Annotated in this window: 11 protein-coding genes; all 11 read left to right on the top strand. The window is 66.6% G+C overall.

Annotation, left to right across the window (positions count from 1 at the left end):
• Position 1 precedes the first annotated feature (1 nt).
• Positions 2 to 1,447, top strand: coding sequence for a flagellar protein export ATPase FliI (gene fliI / locus ACXZ1M_RS06840; protein ID WP_459052436.1), 1,446 nt, complete (start codon positions 2 to 4; stop codon positions 1,445 to 1,447).
• A gap of 36 nt (positions 1,448 to 1,483) precedes the next feature.
• Positions 1,484 to 1,924 carry a flagellar export protein FliJ gene (gene fliJ, locus ACXZ1M_RS06845; RefSeq protein WP_459052437.1) on the top strand — a complete coding sequence of 147 codons (441 nt, stop codon included), beginning with the start codon at positions 1,484 to 1,486 and terminating at the stop codon, positions 1,922 to 1,924.
• 19 nt (positions 1,925 to 1,943) lie between these two features.
• Positions 1,944 to 3,683 (top strand): flagellar hook-length control protein FliK, encoded by a 1,740-nt coding sequence (locus ACXZ1M_RS06850; RefSeq protein WP_459052438.1) that lies wholly within the window; start codon positions 1,944 to 1,946, stop codon positions 3,681 to 3,683.
• A 204-nt stretch (positions 3,684 to 3,887) separates the two neighbouring features.
• On the top strand, positions 3,888 to 4,400 hold the full coding sequence (fliL, locus tag ACXZ1M_RS06855; RefSeq protein ID WP_459052439.1) for a flagellar basal body-associated protein FliL: 513 nt from the start codon (positions 3,888 to 3,890) through the stop codon (positions 4,398 to 4,400).
• A 22-nt stretch (positions 4,401 to 4,422) separates the two neighbouring features.
• Positions 4,423 to 5,403, top strand: a complete 981-nt coding sequence (fliM, locus tag ACXZ1M_RS06860) for a flagellar motor switch protein FliM (protein ID WP_373988506.1) — start codon at positions 4,423 to 4,425, stop codon at positions 5,401 to 5,403.
• 14 nt (positions 5,404 to 5,417) lie between these two features.
• The gene (gene fliN / locus ACXZ1M_RS06865; RefSeq protein ID WP_459052440.1) at positions 5,418 to 5,852 is read left to right on the top strand and encodes a flagellar motor switch protein FliN; all 435 of its coding nucleotides are present in this window, start codon (positions 5,418 to 5,420) and stop codon (positions 5,850 to 5,852) included.
• The gene (gene fliO / locus ACXZ1M_RS06870; RefSeq protein WP_459052441.1) at positions 5,849 to 6,490 is read left to right on the top strand and encodes a flagellar biosynthetic protein FliO; all 642 of its coding nucleotides are present in this window, start codon (positions 5,849 to 5,851) and stop codon (positions 6,488 to 6,490) included. The genes fliN and fliO overlap by 4 nt, the downstream gene beginning before the upstream one ends.
• On the top strand, positions 6,480 to 7,229 hold the full coding sequence (gene fliP, locus ACXZ1M_RS06875; RefSeq protein ID WP_459052442.1) for a flagellar type III secretion system pore protein FliP: 750 nt from the start codon (positions 6,480 to 6,482) through the stop codon (positions 7,227 to 7,229). Before fliO ends, fliP begins: the two co-directional genes overlap by 11 nt.
• A 9-nt stretch (positions 7,230 to 7,238) precedes the next feature.
• Positions 7,239 to 7,508, top strand: coding sequence for a flagellar biosynthesis protein FliQ (gene fliQ, locus ACXZ1M_RS06880; RefSeq protein WP_459052443.1), 270 nt, complete (start codon positions 7,239 to 7,241; stop codon positions 7,506 to 7,508).
• Positions 7,509 to 7,604: 96 nt separating this feature from the next.
• Complete coding sequence (gene fliR, locus ACXZ1M_RS06885) at positions 7,605 to 8,447, top strand: flagellar biosynthetic protein FliR (RefSeq protein WP_459052444.1); 843 nt, start codon at positions 7,605 to 7,607, stop codon at positions 8,445 to 8,447.
• Positions 8,448 to 8,531: 84 nt separating this feature from the next.
• Positions 8,532 to 18,419 (top strand): iron-regulated protein frpC, encoded by a 9,888-nt coding sequence (locus ACXZ1M_RS06890; RefSeq protein ID WP_459052445.1) that lies wholly within the window; start codon positions 8,532 to 8,534, stop codon positions 18,417 to 18,419.
• The last annotated feature ends 133 nt before the right edge of the window (positions 18,420 to 18,552 follow it).

Raw genomic sequence — 18,552 nt, forward strand, 5'->3', positions numbered from 1 at the left:
CATGGACGCCGTCGCCTCCCCTGCAGCCCCCCTTGCCCCTGATGCGCCTGCAAGCACCGCCGCCACCCACGCCGGGCGCTGGAAATCCTATCTGAAAGATTGCGCCGAAGTCGTCAGCTTTGTCGAGCCGATGCAGGTCTCGGGCCGCGTCACGCGCGTGGCCGGGCTGGTGATGGAGGCGGTCGGCCTGCGCCTGGCCGTGGGCGCCGCCTGCACCGTGCCGCTGCCGGCCGGCGGCAAGATCGAAGCCGAAGTGGTCGGTTTCGAGGGCGACAAGCTGTTCCTGATGCCGCAGTCCGACGTCGAAGGCGTGGTGCCCGGCACCCGCGTGTTCCCGGTCGAGCCGGCGATCCCCAAGCCGGGCAGCGTGAGCCATCCGCGCCGCCGCCCGAGCGACCGCGCGCGCCACCTGCCGGTCGGCCCCGAACTGCTGGGCCGCGTGCTGGACGGCGCCGGCCGCCCGCTCGACGGCCTCGGCCCGCTCAACACCAGCGACAGCGCGCCGATCAACACCCGCCCCGCCAATCCGCTGGGCCGCGCGCCGATCACCGAAACCCTGGACGTCGGCGTGCGCTCGATCAACGCCATGCTGACCGTGGGACGCGGCCAGCGCATGGGCCTGTTCGCCGGTTCCGGCGTCGGCAAGTCGGTGTTGCTGGGCATGATGGCGCGCTACACCGAAGCCGACATCATCGTGGTCGGCCTGATCGGCGAACGGGGCCGCGAGGTCAAGGAATTCATCGAACAGATCCTGGGCGAGGAGGGCCTGGCGCGCTCCGTCGTGGTGGCGGCCCCGGCCGACACGCCGCCGCTGATGCGCCTGCAAGGCGCGGCCTACGCCACCGCCATCGCCGAGCACTTCCGCGACCAGGGCCAGAACGTGCTGCTGATCATGGACTCGCTGACCCGCTACGCCATGGCGCAGCGCGAAATCGCCCTGGCCATCGGCGAACCGCCGGCCACCAAGGGCTATCCGCCGTCGGTGTTCGCCAAGCTGCCGATCCTGGTCGAACGCGCCGGCAACGGCGAAATGGGCGGCGGCTCGATCACCGCCTTCTACACCGTACTGACCGAGGGCGACGACCAGCAGGACCCGATCGCCGACTCGGCGCGCGCGATTCTGGACGGCCACATCGTACTCAACCGCCGCCTGGCCGAAGCCGGCCACTACCCGGCCATCGACATCGAGCAATCGATCAGCCGCGCCATGCACTCGATCACCTCGCACGAGCACCAGACCAAGGCGCGCCAGCTCAAGCAGCTGTTTTCGCGCTTCGAGCGCAGCCGCGACCTGATCAGCGTGGGCGCCTATGCCGCCGGCACCGACCCGGTGCTGGACCAGGCCATCCAATTGCATGACCGCATCGAGCACTTCTTGCAGCAACAGATCACCGAACGGGTGACCATGGGCGAGAGCTTGGGCCAACTTACCTCTCTATTCGACTGATTGACGTGTTAATACGCCACCTATAATTGACTCACCATGGCTTCCAAAGCGCAATTAGAAACCTTGATGGACCTGGCGCGGCGCGAAACGGACGACGCCGCCAAACGGCTGGGCGTTGCCCTGAAGGCTGTGGAAGACGCCAAGCAAAAGCATCAGATGCTGGTCGGCTACCAGGACGAATACTTCAAGCGTTTCGAAGCGGCGCAGGCGGCGGGCATTACGCCCATGGCCTACCGCAATTTCGTGGCGTTCATTGATAAGCTGGAAACGGCGGTGCGGGGACAGCTGGACATGATCAAGCACGCCGAGCACCGCTGCACGCAGGAGAAGGCGGCGTGGCAGGCCAGCGAGCGCAAGCGCATGTCCTACTCCACCCTGAACGACCGGGCGGACGCCGCCGCGCTCAAGCTGGAAAACAAGCGCGACCAGAAGCAGATGGACGAACACGCAGCCAGGCAGGCGTACTACAAACGATGACATCTAGAGAGCGCGAAACATGCAAACCCCGAATCTCCAAATTCCCACGCTGAACGCCAATGCAGTGGCCGCGCCCAAAGTCAACCTCAACCTCGGCGCCGGCGGCGACAACAACGCCTTCAAGCAAGCGCTGTCGCGCGAAATGGATCATCGCCAGGCCCAAGGCGGCGAGAACACCGGCCGCTCGACCCAGCCGACCCGCGCAGCCGAGCGCCCTGCCGCGTCGCGCGCTTCCGGCCCCAAGCCGGCGCAGGCCGCCCCCGCCAAACAGGCGGAAGCCCCCAACAACGACACCGAAGCCAGCGCGCCATCCACCGCCGTAGCCAACGCCGATGGCGCAACAGCGCCGGCCAAAACGGCCACCAGCGACGGCGATAACGCCGGCGGCGGCGAGGCCAATAACGCCAATGCCGCTAGCAACGATGCGCAAGCGGCGCAAACCGTCGATCCGGTAGCCGACATGCTGGCCTTGGTGGCCGCCCTTAACCAGCCGGCCGCGCCGGCCAGCACGCCGGCCAGCACCACCGATACCGGCGTTGCCGCCATCGCCAGCGCCGGCACCGCCGCCAGCAGCAGCGCCGACGCAGCTGCCGCCTCTGCCGCAGCCCAGGCCGCGCAAGCCGCCATTGCAGCCGCAGCGGGCGCCGCCGCCGGAAAAGGCGCAGCCACCGATGCGGGCGCCGACGCCAGCGCCGATGCAGCCACCTTGGCCGCCGCAGCCGCCGCCGCGTCCACCACCAGCGGCGCGACAGCCAACGATGCCGATACCGCCGCGCTGCAAGCCGCACAAGACCAGGCCGCCGCAGCCGCCGCCTTCAAGACCGCCCTGGGCAAGGCCGGCTCGGCCGCCCAGACCGCCGCCGACGCCACGGCAGCCGCCGCTGCCGCAGCACAAGCCGCCGCCGCAGGCAAGACCGAAGCCGGTAGCCTGGAGCCGGTGCTGCCGGCCGCCGCGCCAGCCGCCAGCCAGGCCGCAGTGCCATCCCAGCCTGCGGCCGAAGCCGCCGGCACCGGCGCCGTGGCCGAGGCCGCGCCGAAAGCCGGTGCCGACATCCTCAACCGCATCGAAACCAAGGCCGCCCCGGCCAGCGACGCGCAAGTGCAGGCGCCGCAAACCCAGCAACAGCAGCAGGCCGCCGATCCCGCCCAGCTGGCCAGCACCCAGAAAGCCGGCGCCACCGCCACGCCCGAAGCTGCTGCCGCGCTGAAAGAAGCCAGCATCACGGTCGCGCCCACCGCCAGCCACGCCACCCAGGAATTGGCGAAAGCCGCGACCGCCGTGCCCACCGACAAGCTCAGCAGCCGCGTCGGCACCCAGCAATGGGACCAGCAACTGGGCCAGAAGATCATCTTCATGGCTGCCGGCGGCGAGCAAAGCGCCACCATGGAACTGAACCCGCCCGACCTCGGCCCGCTGCAGGTTGTGCTGAGCATCAACAAGGACCAGGCCACCGCCGCCTTCAGCTCGGCCGCGCCGGAAGTACGCCAGGCGCTGGAATCGGCCCTGCCGAAACTCAAGGAGATGATGAGCGAGGCCGGCATCCAGCTCGGCAGCGCCACAGTCTCGGCCGGCATGTCGGATCAGAACAACAGCGCCAACAACCAGCAAGCGAACTCGGCGCAAAACGGTGGCGGCAACGGCGGGTCTGGACGCTCCGGCAACGGTTATGGCCGCGATAACAACAGCGCGGCGGAGGCCGCACGCAACGCGCCGCCAGTACGGCGCCTGCCGGCGGGCGCGGTCGACACTTTCGCCTGATCCGGAAGCACCGTCAGCAAACCAACCGGGATCGGCGCCCTGCCTTCCCGGTTTTGTTGTCTGTTACACTACGGAAACGTTAAGCAGCAGCGGGAAGGTCGCTCTTTTCGGCGGATGCAACTGCGCAGGCACAACCGATAATGACATAATGGCGGCATGATCCACACCGCAGGATGAAGGGCAATTTTGAAAGCGAACCCAAAAATGAAAGCCGATCAGAAAGTTGAAGCGCCTACGGGCGGCGGCAGCAAGAAACTGATCATCATTATCCTCGCCCTGGTGCTCGTCCTGGGCGGCGGCGGCGCCGGTGCGGCATGGTATTTCATGCACGGCCAGGCCGATGCGGAAGAGCATGACGAGGCGCCGAAGAAAAAGAAATCGAAGAAGGCGGCCACCAAGCCCGAGTACGTGCCGGTGGAGCCGTTCACGGTCAACCTGCAGCCGGGCGAAGCCGGCGGCGACCAGTACCTGCAGGTGGCGTTCACCTTGCAGGTGGGCGGCCTGGAAGAGCAGACCGTGGTCAAGGAGAACATGGCCAAGGTGCGCAGCCGCATGCTGTTGCTGCTGTCGAGCAAGCGCGCGGCCGACATCAACACGCCGGAAGGCAAGGTCCAGCTGGCCAAGGAAATCATTGCCCAGCTGCGGGAGCCGTTCGAAGACCGCGGCCCGCAGCAGGAAATCGAAGACGTGCTGTTCACGTCCTTCATCATTCAGTAACAACGCAGAAAATAAGCGAATCATGGCTGATAATTTTCTCTCCCAGGAAGAAGTCGATGCCCTTCTGAAGGGTGTCAACGGCGACCAGGACGACGTTGCGACGCAAGAGGACGTCGCCGGCGTCCGCACGTACAACCTGGCCACCCAGGAACGTATCGTGCGCGGCCGTATGCCGACGCTGGAAATTATCAATGAACGTTTCGCCCGCCTGCTGCGCGTCGGCCTGTTCAACTTCCTGCGCCGCAGCGCCGAGGTCTCGGTCGGCTCGGTGCGGGTGTCCAAGTATTCCGAGTTCATCCGCAACCTGGTGGTGCCGACCAACCTCAACCTGGTGCACATGAAGCCGCTGCGCGGCACGGCCCTGATGGTGTTCGATCCGGGCCTGGTGTTCCTGCTGGTGGACAATCTGTTCGGCGGCGACGGTCGTTTCCACACCCGCGTCGAAGGCCGCGACTTTACCCAGACCGAGCAGCGCATCATCCTGCGCATCCTCGACATCGTGTTCGAGGCCTACACCAAATCGTGGGAACCGGTCTACCCGGTCGAGTTCGAATATATTCGCTCGGAAATGAATACGCAGTTCGCCAACATCGCCACGCCCAACGAGGTGGTGGTGGCGTCGACCTTCACGGTGGAGCTGGGCTCGGTGTCGGGCCAGATCCACTTCTGCATGCCGTACTCGATGATCGAGCCGATCCGCGATTCGCTGACCTCCAGCCTGCAGGGCGAGGCGCTGGAAGTGGACAAGCGCTGGATCCGCCTGATGACGCAACAGATCCAGATCGCCGAAGTGGAAGTGGTGGCGTCGCTGGGCACGGCCAAGGTCAATTTCGACGAGATCCTGAACATGCGGGTGGGCGACATCATCCCGCTGACGATCCCGGAATTCATTTCGGCCACCGTCGACGGCGTACCGGTGATGGATTGCAGCTACGGCGTGATGAACGGCCAATACGCGCTCAAGGTCGAGAAACTGCTGGCCAACACCGATAATCTTAAATAACACCGGAGAGAAACATGTCGGACAATCAAGACGATCAAGCGCTGGACGATGACGATCCATGGGGTGCGGCGATCGCCGAACAGGCGCAGGCCGAAGCCGCCGCGCTGGAAAAACAGCAAGCCGCGCAGGCGGCCAGCGCCGCCGTATTCAAGGACTTTTCCAGCACCCCCAGCAAGACCGAGACACATAACGATATCGACTTCATCCTCGATATTCCGGTCCAGCTGACGGTGGAACTGGGACGCACCAAGATCGCCATCAAGAACCTGCTGCAACTGGCGCAGGGCTCGGTGGTGGAACTGGACGGCCTGGCCGGCGAGCCGATGGACGTGCTGGTGAACGGCTGCCTGATCGCCCAGGGCGAGGTGGTGGTGGTGAATGACAAGTTTGGTATCCGCCTGACCGACATCATCACGCCGTCCGAACGTATCCGAAAACTCAATAAATGAAGCATAGCCTGATTTCAACCCTGATCCTCGCGGCGGCCCTGGCCGCCGCGCCTGCAATGGCCCAGCGCAGCGTCTCGGGCACCATCGGCGCGGCCCAGGCCGCCACCGGCGCCCCGGCCGCCACGCCAGCCGCCCCCGCCCCCGCCGACGCTAGCGCCGCACCGACGACCGGTCCGGCCGCCGCGACCGATACCTCCGCCGCGCCGGCCACGCCTGCGGCGCCGGCGGCCGTGGCGCCGGCCCAGCCGAACGCCATGACCATGACCATCCCGACGCCGCAAGCGAGCGCGCCGTCCACCGGCGGCAGCCTGCTGCAAACGGCGCTGGCCCTGCTGTTCGTGATCGGCCTGATGCTGGGCCTGGCCTGGCTGACCAAGCGCTTCGGCCCGAAGAACTTCGGCGGCGGCAACAGCAACATCAAGCTGGTCGGCAGCCTCAGCGTCGGCACGCGCGAGCGCATCCTGGTGGTGGAAGTGGGCGAACAATGGATCGTGGTGGGCGCCTCGCCCGGCCGCATGAACGCGCTGGCCACCATGCCGCGCCAGGAAAACAGCGAACCGGTGCAACAGGCCAGCGTGCCGACCGCCAACTTCGCCGAATGGTTCAAACAAACGATAGACAAGCGCAATGGCAAATAAGGGCAAATCCCTGCTGATGCTGGGACTGCTGGCCCTGCCCCTGGTGGTGGCGGCGCAATCCAACATCGGCATCCCGGCACTGACTTCCTCGCCGGCGCCGGGCGGCGGCACCAATTACTCGCTGCCGATCCAGACCATGCTGCTGATGACGGCGCTGACCTTCATCCCGGCCGCGCTGTTGCTGATGACCAGTTTCACCCGCATCATCATCGTCCTGTCGCTGCTGCGCCAGGCGCTGGGCACGCAATCGGCGCCGCCCAACCAGGTCATCGTCGGCCTGGCCCTGTTCCTGACCCTGTTCGTCATGGGCCCGACCTTCGACAAGATCTACAACGAAGCCTACCTGCCGCTGCAGGAAAACAAGCTCAACATGAGCGAGGCGCTCGACAAGGGCGCGGCCCCATTAAAAACTTTCATGCTCAAGCAAACCCGCGAAGCCGACCTGGCGCTGTTCGTCAAACTGTCGCGCAGCCCTGCCCTGCAGGGGCCGGAAGACGTGCCGCTGCGCATTCTGGTGCCGGCGTTTGTCACCAGCGAGTTGAAAACCGCGTTCCAGATCGGCTTTGCCATCTTCATTCCATTTCTGATTATCGACATGGTGGTCGCCTCTGTACTTATGTCGATGGGGATGATGATGATGTCGCCGGCCGTGATTTCGCTGCCGTTCAAGCTGATGCTGTTTGTGCTGGTGGACGGCTGGCAGTTGCTGCTCGGCTCGCTTGCCCAAAGCTTCTACTAGGAGGCCGCTATGACGCCCGAAAGCGTGATGACCATGGGCAAACATGCCATGGAGGTAACCCTGATGATCGCCGCCCCCATGCTGCTGGTGGCGCTGCTCATCGGCCTGGTGGTGAGTATTTTCCAGGCCGCCACCCAGATCAATGAACAGACGCTGTCCTTCATCCCCAAACTGGTCGGCATTTTTGTCGCGCTGGTGGTGGCCGGCCCGTGGATGCTGTCGATCATGCTCGACTACATGCGCGAGGTGTTCACCGGCATCCCGCTGCTGGTGGGTTGACGCGTCAATGTTTTATCAAATTGTAACAGTTTCCGAATTCATAAAAAGTTCGTCTACAATTCAAAAAAGTGCCGGACGGAAATGTAACAGACCCTTATGCTGACCGTCTCCGCTGCCGATATCAATATATGGATCACCAGCCTGCTGTGGCCGCTCACGCGCATCCTGGCGCTGCTGGCCGCCTCGCCGTTGTTCGGCAACAAGGCGGTGCCGGCCAGCGTCAAGGTGAGCCTCGGCGTCGGCCTGGCGCTGATCGTGGCGCCGGCGGTGCCGGCCTGGCCGGCCACCGATCCATTATCGATGGCGGGATTGCTGATCTTGGCGCAGGAAATGCTGATCGGTTTGGCCATGGGTTTCAGCATCCGCATCATTTTTGCGGCGGTGGAAATGGCCGGCGAGATTTCCAGCCTGACCATGGGCCTGGGGTTTGCGACGTTTTTCGATCCGAACACCCAGGGCCGGTCGTCCGCCATCAGCCAGTTTTTGTCGCTGGTGGCGACCATGGCGTTTCTGGCCGTGAATGCGCATCTGGTGCTGCTGTCGGCGCTGGTGGAGAGTTTCTCGACCCTGCCGGTGTCGAGCATCCCCATCTACGGCGGCGGCTTCAAGCAGCTGGCCGACTGGGGCGGACGGATTTTCGCCACCGGCGTGCAGCTGTCGCTGCCGATCGTGGCGGCCTTGTTGATTACCAACGTGGCGCTCGGCATCCTGACCCGCGCCGCGCCGCAGTTGAATTTATTTGGCATCGGTTTTCCGATTACGTTGGGCGTGGGGCTGCTGGTGATCGCCATGACCCTGCCCTACCTCGGCGCACCGATGCAGAACCTGTTTTTGGACGGCATTGAACGCGCGCGGCTGATGCCGCGCACCTGGTCGCAACGACCGCCCGTAGTCAAACCGGAAAGCTTGCCGGTTCGACCTCCAGGCCTGCGACCATAGGGAAATGCAATAGCCGCAACGTGATTTTTGGTTTCCATGAGGCAATAACCCGCGTATCATGGAAGCTTGCCTGGAGAAGCCTGCATGAGCACGAACATACCGACCTATACCACTGACCACATCGTCTCGTGGACGACCGCCCAGATCGTCACCTTGACGACGGAGGACATGCGGGCGTTCTCGTCCGACCAGATCGGCGTGCTGTCCACGGCCAACGTGCGTGCCTTGTCGACCCTGCAAATTTCCAACCTGAGCCTGGACGGCGTCCTCGGCCTGACCACCGATGCGATTCCCGCCTTCAAGCCGGCCAACATCACCGCGCTGACCAGCGACCAGCTGCTGACCCTGACCACCGACCAGCTGGTGGCGCTGACCACCCAGCACATGACCGCGCTGACCACGCGCCAGCTGAACCTGCTGGCGCCGACCCAGCTTGCCGCGCTGGAAACCCGCGACGTGCGCGCGCTGCAGATTACCCAGGTCGGCAGCATCAGCTCGGACCAGATCGTCAACCTGACCACCGACCAGCTCACCAGCATGAGCTCGCAGCAGCTGCGCGCCATCAGCACCGCCGCCATCGGCGCGCTCACCAGCGACCAGGTGGCCTCGCTGGTGTCGAACCAGCTGCAGCAGATCGGCACCCACCAGATCAACGCGCTGAGCGCCGGCCAGCTGTTTTCCGTCAGCACCGACCAGATCGCCCAGCTGAGCACCTTGCAAGTCAGCGCGCTGGCCACCAATTCGCTGATCAGCCTGAGCAGCGACCAGTTCGCGGCCATCGAAACGCGCGACCTGGTCTGGCTGACCAGCCAGCAAATCCGCGCGCTCGGTTACGACCAGCTGGCCGGCCTCAGCACCGACCAGGCCCACGCCCTGCGCAGCAATGAAATCGCCGCCCTGCGCGCCGACCAGATCAACGTGCTGAGCACCGACCAGGTGCTGGCCCTGACCTCGCTGGCGCCGCTCAACTCGGCCCAGATCGGCGGCCTGAGCACCGACCACGTCACCTCGCTGGCGACACGCACCATCGCCGCCCTGAGCACGGCCCAACTGGCCGCGCTCAACGCCGACCAGGCGGTCGCGCTCAACACCGACCAGGTGGTCGCGCTCAGCACGACGCAGGTCGCGGCCCTGAGCACCAACCTGATCAGCCAGCTGACCACCGACCAGATCCGGGCCATCGAAACGCGCGACGTCGCGGTCCTCACCAGCAACCAGCTGCGCACCCTGAGCGACGATCAACTGACCGCGCTGACCACGGCGCAACTGTTCATGCTGTCGACCAATATCCTGCCGTCGCTGCGTCCGGAACAGCTGGCCGTGTTCAGCACCGACCAGATCGCCGCGCTGAAGTCGCTGCTGCCGCTGACCAGTGCGCAAATCCAGGCGCTCACCACCGACCAGCTGGTCTGGCTCGAGACCAAGGACCTGGTGGCGCTGACCGGCAGCCAGCTGGCGGCACTGACGGCCGAGCAAGTCCAGGCCCTGACCACCGACCAGGTGATCCTGCTGAGCAGCACCCAGATCGCCAGCCTCAGCACCACCATGCTGAGCCAGATGACCAGCGACCAGGTGCAGGCGATCGAGACGCGCGACATCCCCGCCCTCGGCAGCAACCTGCTGCGCGTGCTCAGCAACGAGCAGCTGCAGGCCCTCAGCACGGCCCAGTTGGCCGCGCTGTCGAGCACCATGCTGCCGTCCCTGCTGCCGGACCAGGTCGCCGTGCTGAGCAGCGACCAGCTGGCGGCCCTGAAAACCCTGCTGACCCTGAGCACGGCGCAGTTCGCCGCGCTCACCACCGACCAGCTGGTCACGCTGGAAACGCGCGACCTGGTGGCCCTGACCAGCACCCAGCTGGCCGCGCTGACCCCGGACCAGATCCAGGCCCTGACCACCGACCAGGTGGCCCTGCTGAGCACCAGCCAGGTGCAGACCCTCAGCACCAGTGTGTTTGCCCAGCTGAACACGGCGCAAATCCAGGCCATCGAAACGCGCGACATCCGCGTCCTGAGCACGGCCCAGATCCGCGCCCTGACCTACGAGCAGCTGGTGGCCCTGACCACCGACCAGATCTATGCCCTGACCACCGACGAAGCGCAGGCGCTGCGCCCGGACCAGCTGGCCGTGCTGACCACCGACCAGATCGTGGCCATCAAGACCGTGCTGCCGCTGACCACCGGCCAGGTCGCCTGGCTCACCACCGACCAGATCGTGGCGCTGGAAACCAAGGACATCGTCGTCCTCAGCAGCGCCCAGCTGGCCACGCTCAACGCCGACCAGGTGCAAGTGCTGACCAGCGACCAGCTGGTGGCGCTGAGCACCGCCCAGGTGGCCAGCCTGACCACCGCCACCCTGATCGCCCTGACGACCTTGCAAATGCAGGCGCTGGAAACGCGCGACGTGGCCGTGCTGAACGCCAGCCAGGTGCGCGCCCTGAGCACCGAGCAGGTGCTGGCCCTGACGACCGACCAGTTCGCCGCGCTCAGCACCGCCGCCGAGCAGGGCCTGACGGTCGACCAGATCGCCTCGCTGACCACCGACCAGATCGCGGCGCTGAAAACCCTGGCGCCGCTGAACTCGGCGCAGATCGCCGCCCTGACCACCGACCAGCTGGTATCGCTGGAAAGCCGCGACCTGGTCGCCCTCAGCAACGCCCAACTGGCCGCGCTGACCTACGACCAGATCCAGGCGCTGACCACCGACCAGATCGTCGGCCTGACCGTGTCCCAGTACGCCGACTTGAGCACCAATATGCTCAACACGCTGACCACCGACCAGATCCGCGTGATCGAAACGCGCGACATCGCCGCCCTGCGCACCAGCCAGGTGGCGCGGCTGTCGACCGACCAACTGACGGCCCTGCTCACCGACCAGTTCAACGCCCTCAGCACGGCGGCGGTCGGCGCCCTGACCACCGACCAGATCTCGGTGCTCACCAGCGACCAGCTGAACGCCATGAGCAGCCTGGCCGGCATGTCCAGCCGCCAACTGTCCGCCTTCACCACGCAGCAGATCAGCGCCCTGTCGAGCCGCAACCTGGCCTCGCTGGCCAGCAACCAGCTCGGCGTGCTCAACTCGGACCAGGTGCAGGCCCTCACCACCGACCAGATCGTCGCCCTGGGCGGCGGCCAGTTCCGCGGCCTCAGCTCGGACGGCATCGCCGCCCTGACCACCGACCAGTTGCGCGCCATCGAAACGCGCGACTTCGCGGTGCTGAACACGCAGCAGATCAACAAGCTCACCACCGACCAGGTGATGGCCCTGCTGACCGAGCAGCTGTACGCGCTCAGCAGCGCGCAGGAAACCGCGCTGACCACCGACCAGATCGCCGTGCTCAACAGCGACCAGATCGACGCCCTGCGCTCGCTGGCCGTGCTGACCACGCGCCAGATCCGCGCCCTGACCAGCCTCCAGATCGGCACCATCAACTCGGCCGACCTGGTCACGCTGACCACGCGCCAGCTGGCCGCCTTCACCAGCGACCAGCTGCAATCGCTCAACACCGACCAGATCATCGCCCTCAGCAGCGAGCAGATCGCCGCGCTCAGCACCGGCGCCATCGCCGTGCTCAGCACCGACGCCATCGCCGCGATTGAAACGCGCGACATCCGCGCCATGCGCACCGCGCAGATCGCCCGCCTCAGCACCGACCAGATCGTGGCGCTGCGCACCGACCAGTTGGCGGCCTTGGGCACGGCCGCCGTGCGTGCGCTGACGGCCGAGCAACTGGCCGTGCTCAACAGCGACCAGCTGGAGGCGCTGCAACTGGCGCCGCTGGCCACGCGCCAGATCACCGCCCTGACGACCGACCAGGTCGCCGGGCTGAGCACCGCCGATTTCGCCGCCCTCAGCACCGCCCAGCTGGCTGTGCTGACGGCCGAGCAGGCCGGCGCCATCACCAGCGACCAGATGGTGGCGCTGGGCACCGTCCAGCTGCGCGCGCTGAGCACCAGCGCGCTGGTGGCCCTGGCCACCGACCGCATCGCCGCGCTCAGCAATGGCGACCTGGCCTCGCTGTCGACGCGCCAGATCGCCGTGCTCACCAGCGACCAGCTGGGAGCCCTGAGCACCGGCCAGCTGCGCGCCCTGACCACGCAGGAAATCGCCGCGCTGTCGCTGTCCCAGCTCGGCGCCATGAACGACACCCAGCTCGACGCCCTGCTGACCCTCAGCGCGCTGAGCACGCGCCAGTTGCAGGCGCTCAACACCGACCAGCTCGCGCACCTGAACCTGGCCGACCTGCGCTCGCTGACCACGCGCCAGATCGCCGCGCTGCTGGGCGACCAGGTCGCCGCGCTGACCACCGACCAGATCGCCGGCTTGCTGGTGGCGCAGCTGCGCGCGCTGGGCACCAACGCGATCCAGGCCCTGACCACCGACCAGATCGGCGCCATCACGGCCGGCGGCCTGGTGGCCATGAGCACGCGCCAGATCGCCGCGCTGACCACCGATCAGGTGGTGGCGCTGCGCACCGACCAGATCATGGCGCTGACCACCCAGGAAATCGCCGCCTTGACGCCGGACCAGAAATCCGTGCTGAGCAGCGACCAGCTGGGCGCCCTGTCGTCGCTGGCCAGCTTCTCGACGGCGTCCATCGCGGCCCTGACCACCGACCAGATCATCTCGCTGCCGCTGACCGTGCTGGCGGCCCTGACCACGGCCCAGATCGCCTCGCTGACCACCGACCAAGCCTCGGTGCTCACCACCAACGAGATCGTCGCCCTGACCACCCAGCAGGCGCGCGCCCTCACCACCAACCAGCTGGGCGCGCTCAACACCGACCAGCTGCGCGCCATGGAGCTGGCCGACCTGCAGGCCCTCAGCACCAAACAGATCGCCGGCCTCACCACCGACCAGGTCAGCAACCTGATGCTGAGCCAGATCGCCGGCCTGAGCACGCAGATCATCGCCGCCCTCGGCACCCAGCAGATCCGCGCGCTGACCACCGACCAGATGGCCGCGCTGGTCACGCTGGCGCCGCTGAACAGCCGGCAGATCGGCGCCCTGACGACCGACCAGATCGCCAGCATCGCCAGCATCGCCACCCTGAAAACCAACCAGATCGCCGGCCTCAACAGTGCCCAGATCGGCGCCCTGACCACCAACCAGGTGGTGGCGCTGACCACGCAGCAGGTGCGCAGCCTGGCCACGGCCACCTTGGCCGCGCTCACCACCGACCAGGTGGTGGCGATCGAGATCGAAGACATCGCCGCGCTCGGCAGCAACCAGATCGTCGGCCTCAACAGCGACCAGCTGGCGGTGCTCAGCGCGCTCCAGTTCGGCGCCATCGGCACCAAGGTGCTGGGCGCCCTGGCCACCCAGCAGATCGCCGCGCTCAGCACCGACCAGATCAACAGCCTGGCTTCGCTGGCGCCGCTGACCACGTTGCAGGTGCGCGCCCTGACCAGCGACCAGATCGGCGCCTTGTTGCTGGGACAAATTCCAACCCTGAAAACCGCCCAGCTGGCCGCGCTCAGCAGCCTGCAGCTGCAATCGCTGAGCACCGACCAGATCGTCGCGCTGACCACGCAGCAGGTGCGCGGCATGGGCAGCGCCGCCCTGAGCCGCCTCAACACCGACCAGATCGCCGCCATTGAACAGGCCGACATCGCCGCCCTCAGCACCGCCCAGGTCGCCAGCCTGAACACCGACCAGATCGTCGCGCTGACGCCGCTCCAGCTGTCGGCCTTCACCTCGCAGGAAATCGGCGCGCTGACCACCATCCAGCTGGGCGTGATGACCACCCAGCAATTTGCCGCGCTGAGCAGCCTCGCCGGCCTCGGCACCAAGCAGATCGGCGGCATGTCGTCGGACCAGATCATCGCGCTCACGCCCGATCAGATCGCCAACCTGAAGACCTCGCAGCTGGCCGCGCTGAACAGCGTCCAGATCCAGTTCCTGACCACCGACCAGATGCCGGCCCTGACCACCGCGCAGATGCGCGCGCTGTCGGTCGCCGCCCTGGCCGCCCTCAGCACCGACCAGTTGAACGCGCTGGAAGACGTCGACCTGCGCGCGCTCAGTTCGCGCCAGATCGTCGCCCTCACCAGCGACCAGCTGGCCGGCTTGTGGCTCAGCCAGTACAGCAACCTGAGCACGCAGGAAATCGCCGCCTTCAGCACCCGCCAGATCGGCTACCTGAGCAATGCCCAGCTCGAGGCGCTGAGCAGCCTGACCGCGCTGACCACCAACCAGGTACGCGCCCTCAGCACCGACCAGTTGTTCAACATGGCGGTCGACAGCCTGACCTCGTTCAAGACCAACCAGATCGCCGCGCTGAACGCCGCGCAAGTGGCGGGCCTGACCGATGCCCAGCTGATCGCGCTGTCGACCGCGCAAGCACGGGCGCTGTCGGTGAGCCTGTTGTCGCACCTGAGCCTGGCACAAATCATGGTGCTCGAAGTCGAGGACTTCGCCGCGCTCAACAGCATGCAGCTGCGCGCCCTGACCACCGACCAGATCACCGCGCTGAGCACCGACCAGTTGCACGCGCTGAGCAGCGCCCAAGTGGCGGCCTTCAGCGCCGCCCAATACGCGGCCCTGAGCCCCGACCAGCAGGCCGCCGTGCAACCGGAGCTGGCCAACGCCAGCACCGCCGACATCGCCAAATTGTCGACCACCCGCATCGCCGCGCTGACGCAGAGCGATATCGATAGCCTCAACACGCGCCAGATCGCCGCCCTGACCTCGATGCAGGTGGCGGTGCTCGACCAGAACCAGCTGGCCTACCTGAGCGGCGCGCAAGTCGGCGCGCTCAGCACCACCGCGCTCAAGGGCCTGGACGCCACCAAGATCCAGTACATCGACGCCGGCGACTTCGCCTTCCTGAAATCGGCGCAGCTGCAGTCGCTCAATTCCGACCAGCTGCAAATCCTCAGCACCGACCAGGTCGCCGCGCTGAGCACCCAGAGCCTGGCCGGCCTGAAGGCGGGCCAGGTGGCGATCCTGACCACCGACCAGCTCAACGCCTTGAGCGCATTTAGCGCCCTCGGCACCGCGCAGGTGCGGGCCCTGACCACCGACCAGTTGCCGGGCCTGTCGGCGGCGCAAATCGCCGCCATGACCACGCGCCAGATCGCCGCCCTCACCAACAGCCAGACGCCGCTGCTCACCAACGAGCAGATCGTCGCCCTCGACACCGGCGACCTGCTCGCCATGACCACGCCGGCCCTGCAGGCCTTGACCGCCGCCCAGATCGCCGCCATCGAAGGCGCCGACATCGCCGCCCTGCGCTCGGCGCAGTTGGCGGCGCTGACCACCAACCAGTTGCAAGCGCTGACGCTCGACCAGATCGCCGTGGTCAGCACGGCCGCCCTGGCCGGCCTGAGCGCCAGCCAGACGCGCGGCCTCACCACCGACCAGATCGTCGGCCTCAGCGGCAACCAGCTGCGCGCGCTCAGCACCAAGGCCATCGCCGCGCTCGACACCGACCAGTTCGCGGCGATCGAGCTCAGCGATATGGCCGCGCTGAGCACGGGCCAAATCATGGCGCTGGGCACGGCGGACATGGCGGTCATCAGCGACGGCCAGTTGATGGCGCTGAGCTCGCGGCAGCTGCGTTCGCTGAACGCCAACCAGATCCACGCCCTGACCACCGGCCAGCAGGCCATGATCCTGCCATGGCTGAGCCCTGGCCAACTGGCGGGCCTGAGCACCGACAGCCTGGGCGCGCTCGACGACGCCGCGCTGGCCGCGCTCACCACGGCGCAGATCGCCGCGCTGTCGACCAGGCAGTTCGCCTCGCTCACGCTGACCCAGATCCCGCTGCTGAGCGTGGCCCAGTGGCGCGCCGTCAGCACCAACGCCATCCGCACGCTCGACGCCGACCAGTTGGCCGCGATGGAGGACGCCGACCTGGCCGGCCTGAAGACCAGCCAGTTCGCCGCCCTGACGTCGACCCAGATCCAGCTGCTGAGCGTGGACCAGATGGGCGTGCTCACCACGGGCCAGATCGCCACGATGACCCAGGCCCAGATCAAGGCCCTGAACACCGACCAGCTGGGCGGCCTGAGCTCGCTCAGCCCGCTGACCACGCTGCAATTCAGCGTGCTCTCCAGCGACCAGTTGCTGTCGCTGGACGCCGACCACATCGCCGGCTTGCGGACGGCGCAGCTGGCCTCGCTGTCGAAAATCCAGCTCGGCACGCTGAGCACCGACCAGATCGCCGCGCTGACCCCGGCGCAAACCAGGGCCCTGTCCCTCGCCGCGCTGCCCGGCCTGACCTCGGACCAGATCGCCGCCGTCGAGTTGGAAGACTTGCGGGCGATGAGCTCCAGCCAGCTGACCGCCCTCACCTCGCGTCAATTCAGTTTCCTCACGCTTGACCAGCTGGGCGGCCTGACCACCGGCCAGATCCAGGGCATCACCGTCGGCGACGTCCGGGTGATGAGCACCGACCAGCTCAACGCCCTGTCGACGCTGGGCACGCTGAACTCGACGCAGGTGCAGGCGCTGACCTCGGACCAGTTGAACGCGCTCGACGCCGACAGCTTCCAGTCGCTGCGCTCGTCGCAGATGGCCGCGCTGAAAGCGCCGCAGGTGGCGCAACTGTCGACCGCCCAACTGGGCAGCCTGACCACCCAACAGGCGTCCGGCCTGGTCCTGCAATACCTGAGCACCGACCAGGTGCCGCTGCTGAGCGTGTCCGCGATGAGCGCCATCACGTCCAAGCAATTGCCGCTGCTGACCTCGGCGCAGATCGCGGTGCTGACGGTGGACCAGCTCAACGCGCTGTCGACCAGAGCGCTGCCGTCGCTGATCGCCTCGCAGATCAAGGCCCTGAGCACCGACCAGTTGAACGGCTTGAGCAGCATGACCAAGCTGGCCACGGCGCAGATTTCCTATCTGACGTCCGACCAGATCGCCATGCTGGACTCGACGCTGTTCGACACCTTCAGCACCAAGCAGCTGGCGGCGCTGGGCGCGCCCCAGATCCTCGGCCTGACCGTGGCGCAGATCGACACCTTCAGCAGCGCCGACATGCGTGCGCTGTCGGCCGCCGCCCTCAACGCCCTGAACTCCGATCAACTGGCCGCGCTGGACGAAAGCGACATCGTGGCCTTGAAAACCTCGCAGATCAACAGCTTGAAGCCCGCCCTCTTCGCGCAACTGAGCGTTGACCAGCTGAGCACGCTGACCATGAGCCAGGTATCGGCACTGCTGGCCTCGCAGCTCAACGCGCTCTCGGCGGATCAACGCGCCGCCCTGACGGCCAGCCCGCTGGTGCTCGACCTGGACGGCAACGGCGTCACCACGCTGGGCATCGGCGCCGGGGTGCGGTTCGACATCCGCGCCGACGGCCAGAAGGTCAGCACGGGCTGGGTCGGTGCCGGCGACGGCCTGCTGGCCCTGGACCGCAACGGTGACGGCCTGATCAACGATGGCAGCGAACTGTTCGGCACCGCCACCCACAGCAACAGCGGCGGCAAGACCACCGACGGCTTCGCCGCCCTGGCCGAGCTCGACAACAACCACGATGGCGTGGTGGACAGCAAGGACGCGCGTTACGGCGACCTGCGGGTCTGGGTGGACGCCAACGCGGACGGCGTCAGCCAGGCTGGCGAACTGAAGACGCTGACCGAACTGGGCGTGGCCAGCATGCAGGTCGCGGCGCAGCAAACCAGCGTGCTCAACGAGGGCAACTGGGTCGGCCTGACGTCGAGCTACACCAGCACCGACGGCAGCACGCACGAAGTGGCCGACGTCTGGTTCCTGGCCCAGCGCACGGCCAAGCTGACGCAGGCGATCGGCAGCTACGGCCAGCAAGCCGGCAACACCGGCAGCAACACCGCCGCCGGCCAGCTGACGCAGCCGTCCACCGACAGCAGCCTCAACAACAGCGTCGCCGCGCTGGCGGGCCAACTGCAGCACTACCAGTCCACCACCGCCCTGAGCGGCTCGGCCACGGCCCAGCACGACGACTGGCTGCGCAAGCAAGCCAGCGCCACACAAGGCATCCTGGCAGCGAAGTAGCGCAAAAGCAATTTAGGGTCAGCTCTGTCATTCGGACATTGCGGAACTTTCCAGTGACACGAAAGTTCCCAAATGTCCAAATGACAGAGCTGACCCTGATTGCTGAAGCGCAAATGAAAATGGCCAGCTGATT

This window comes from Duganella paludis (assembly GCF_054461335.1).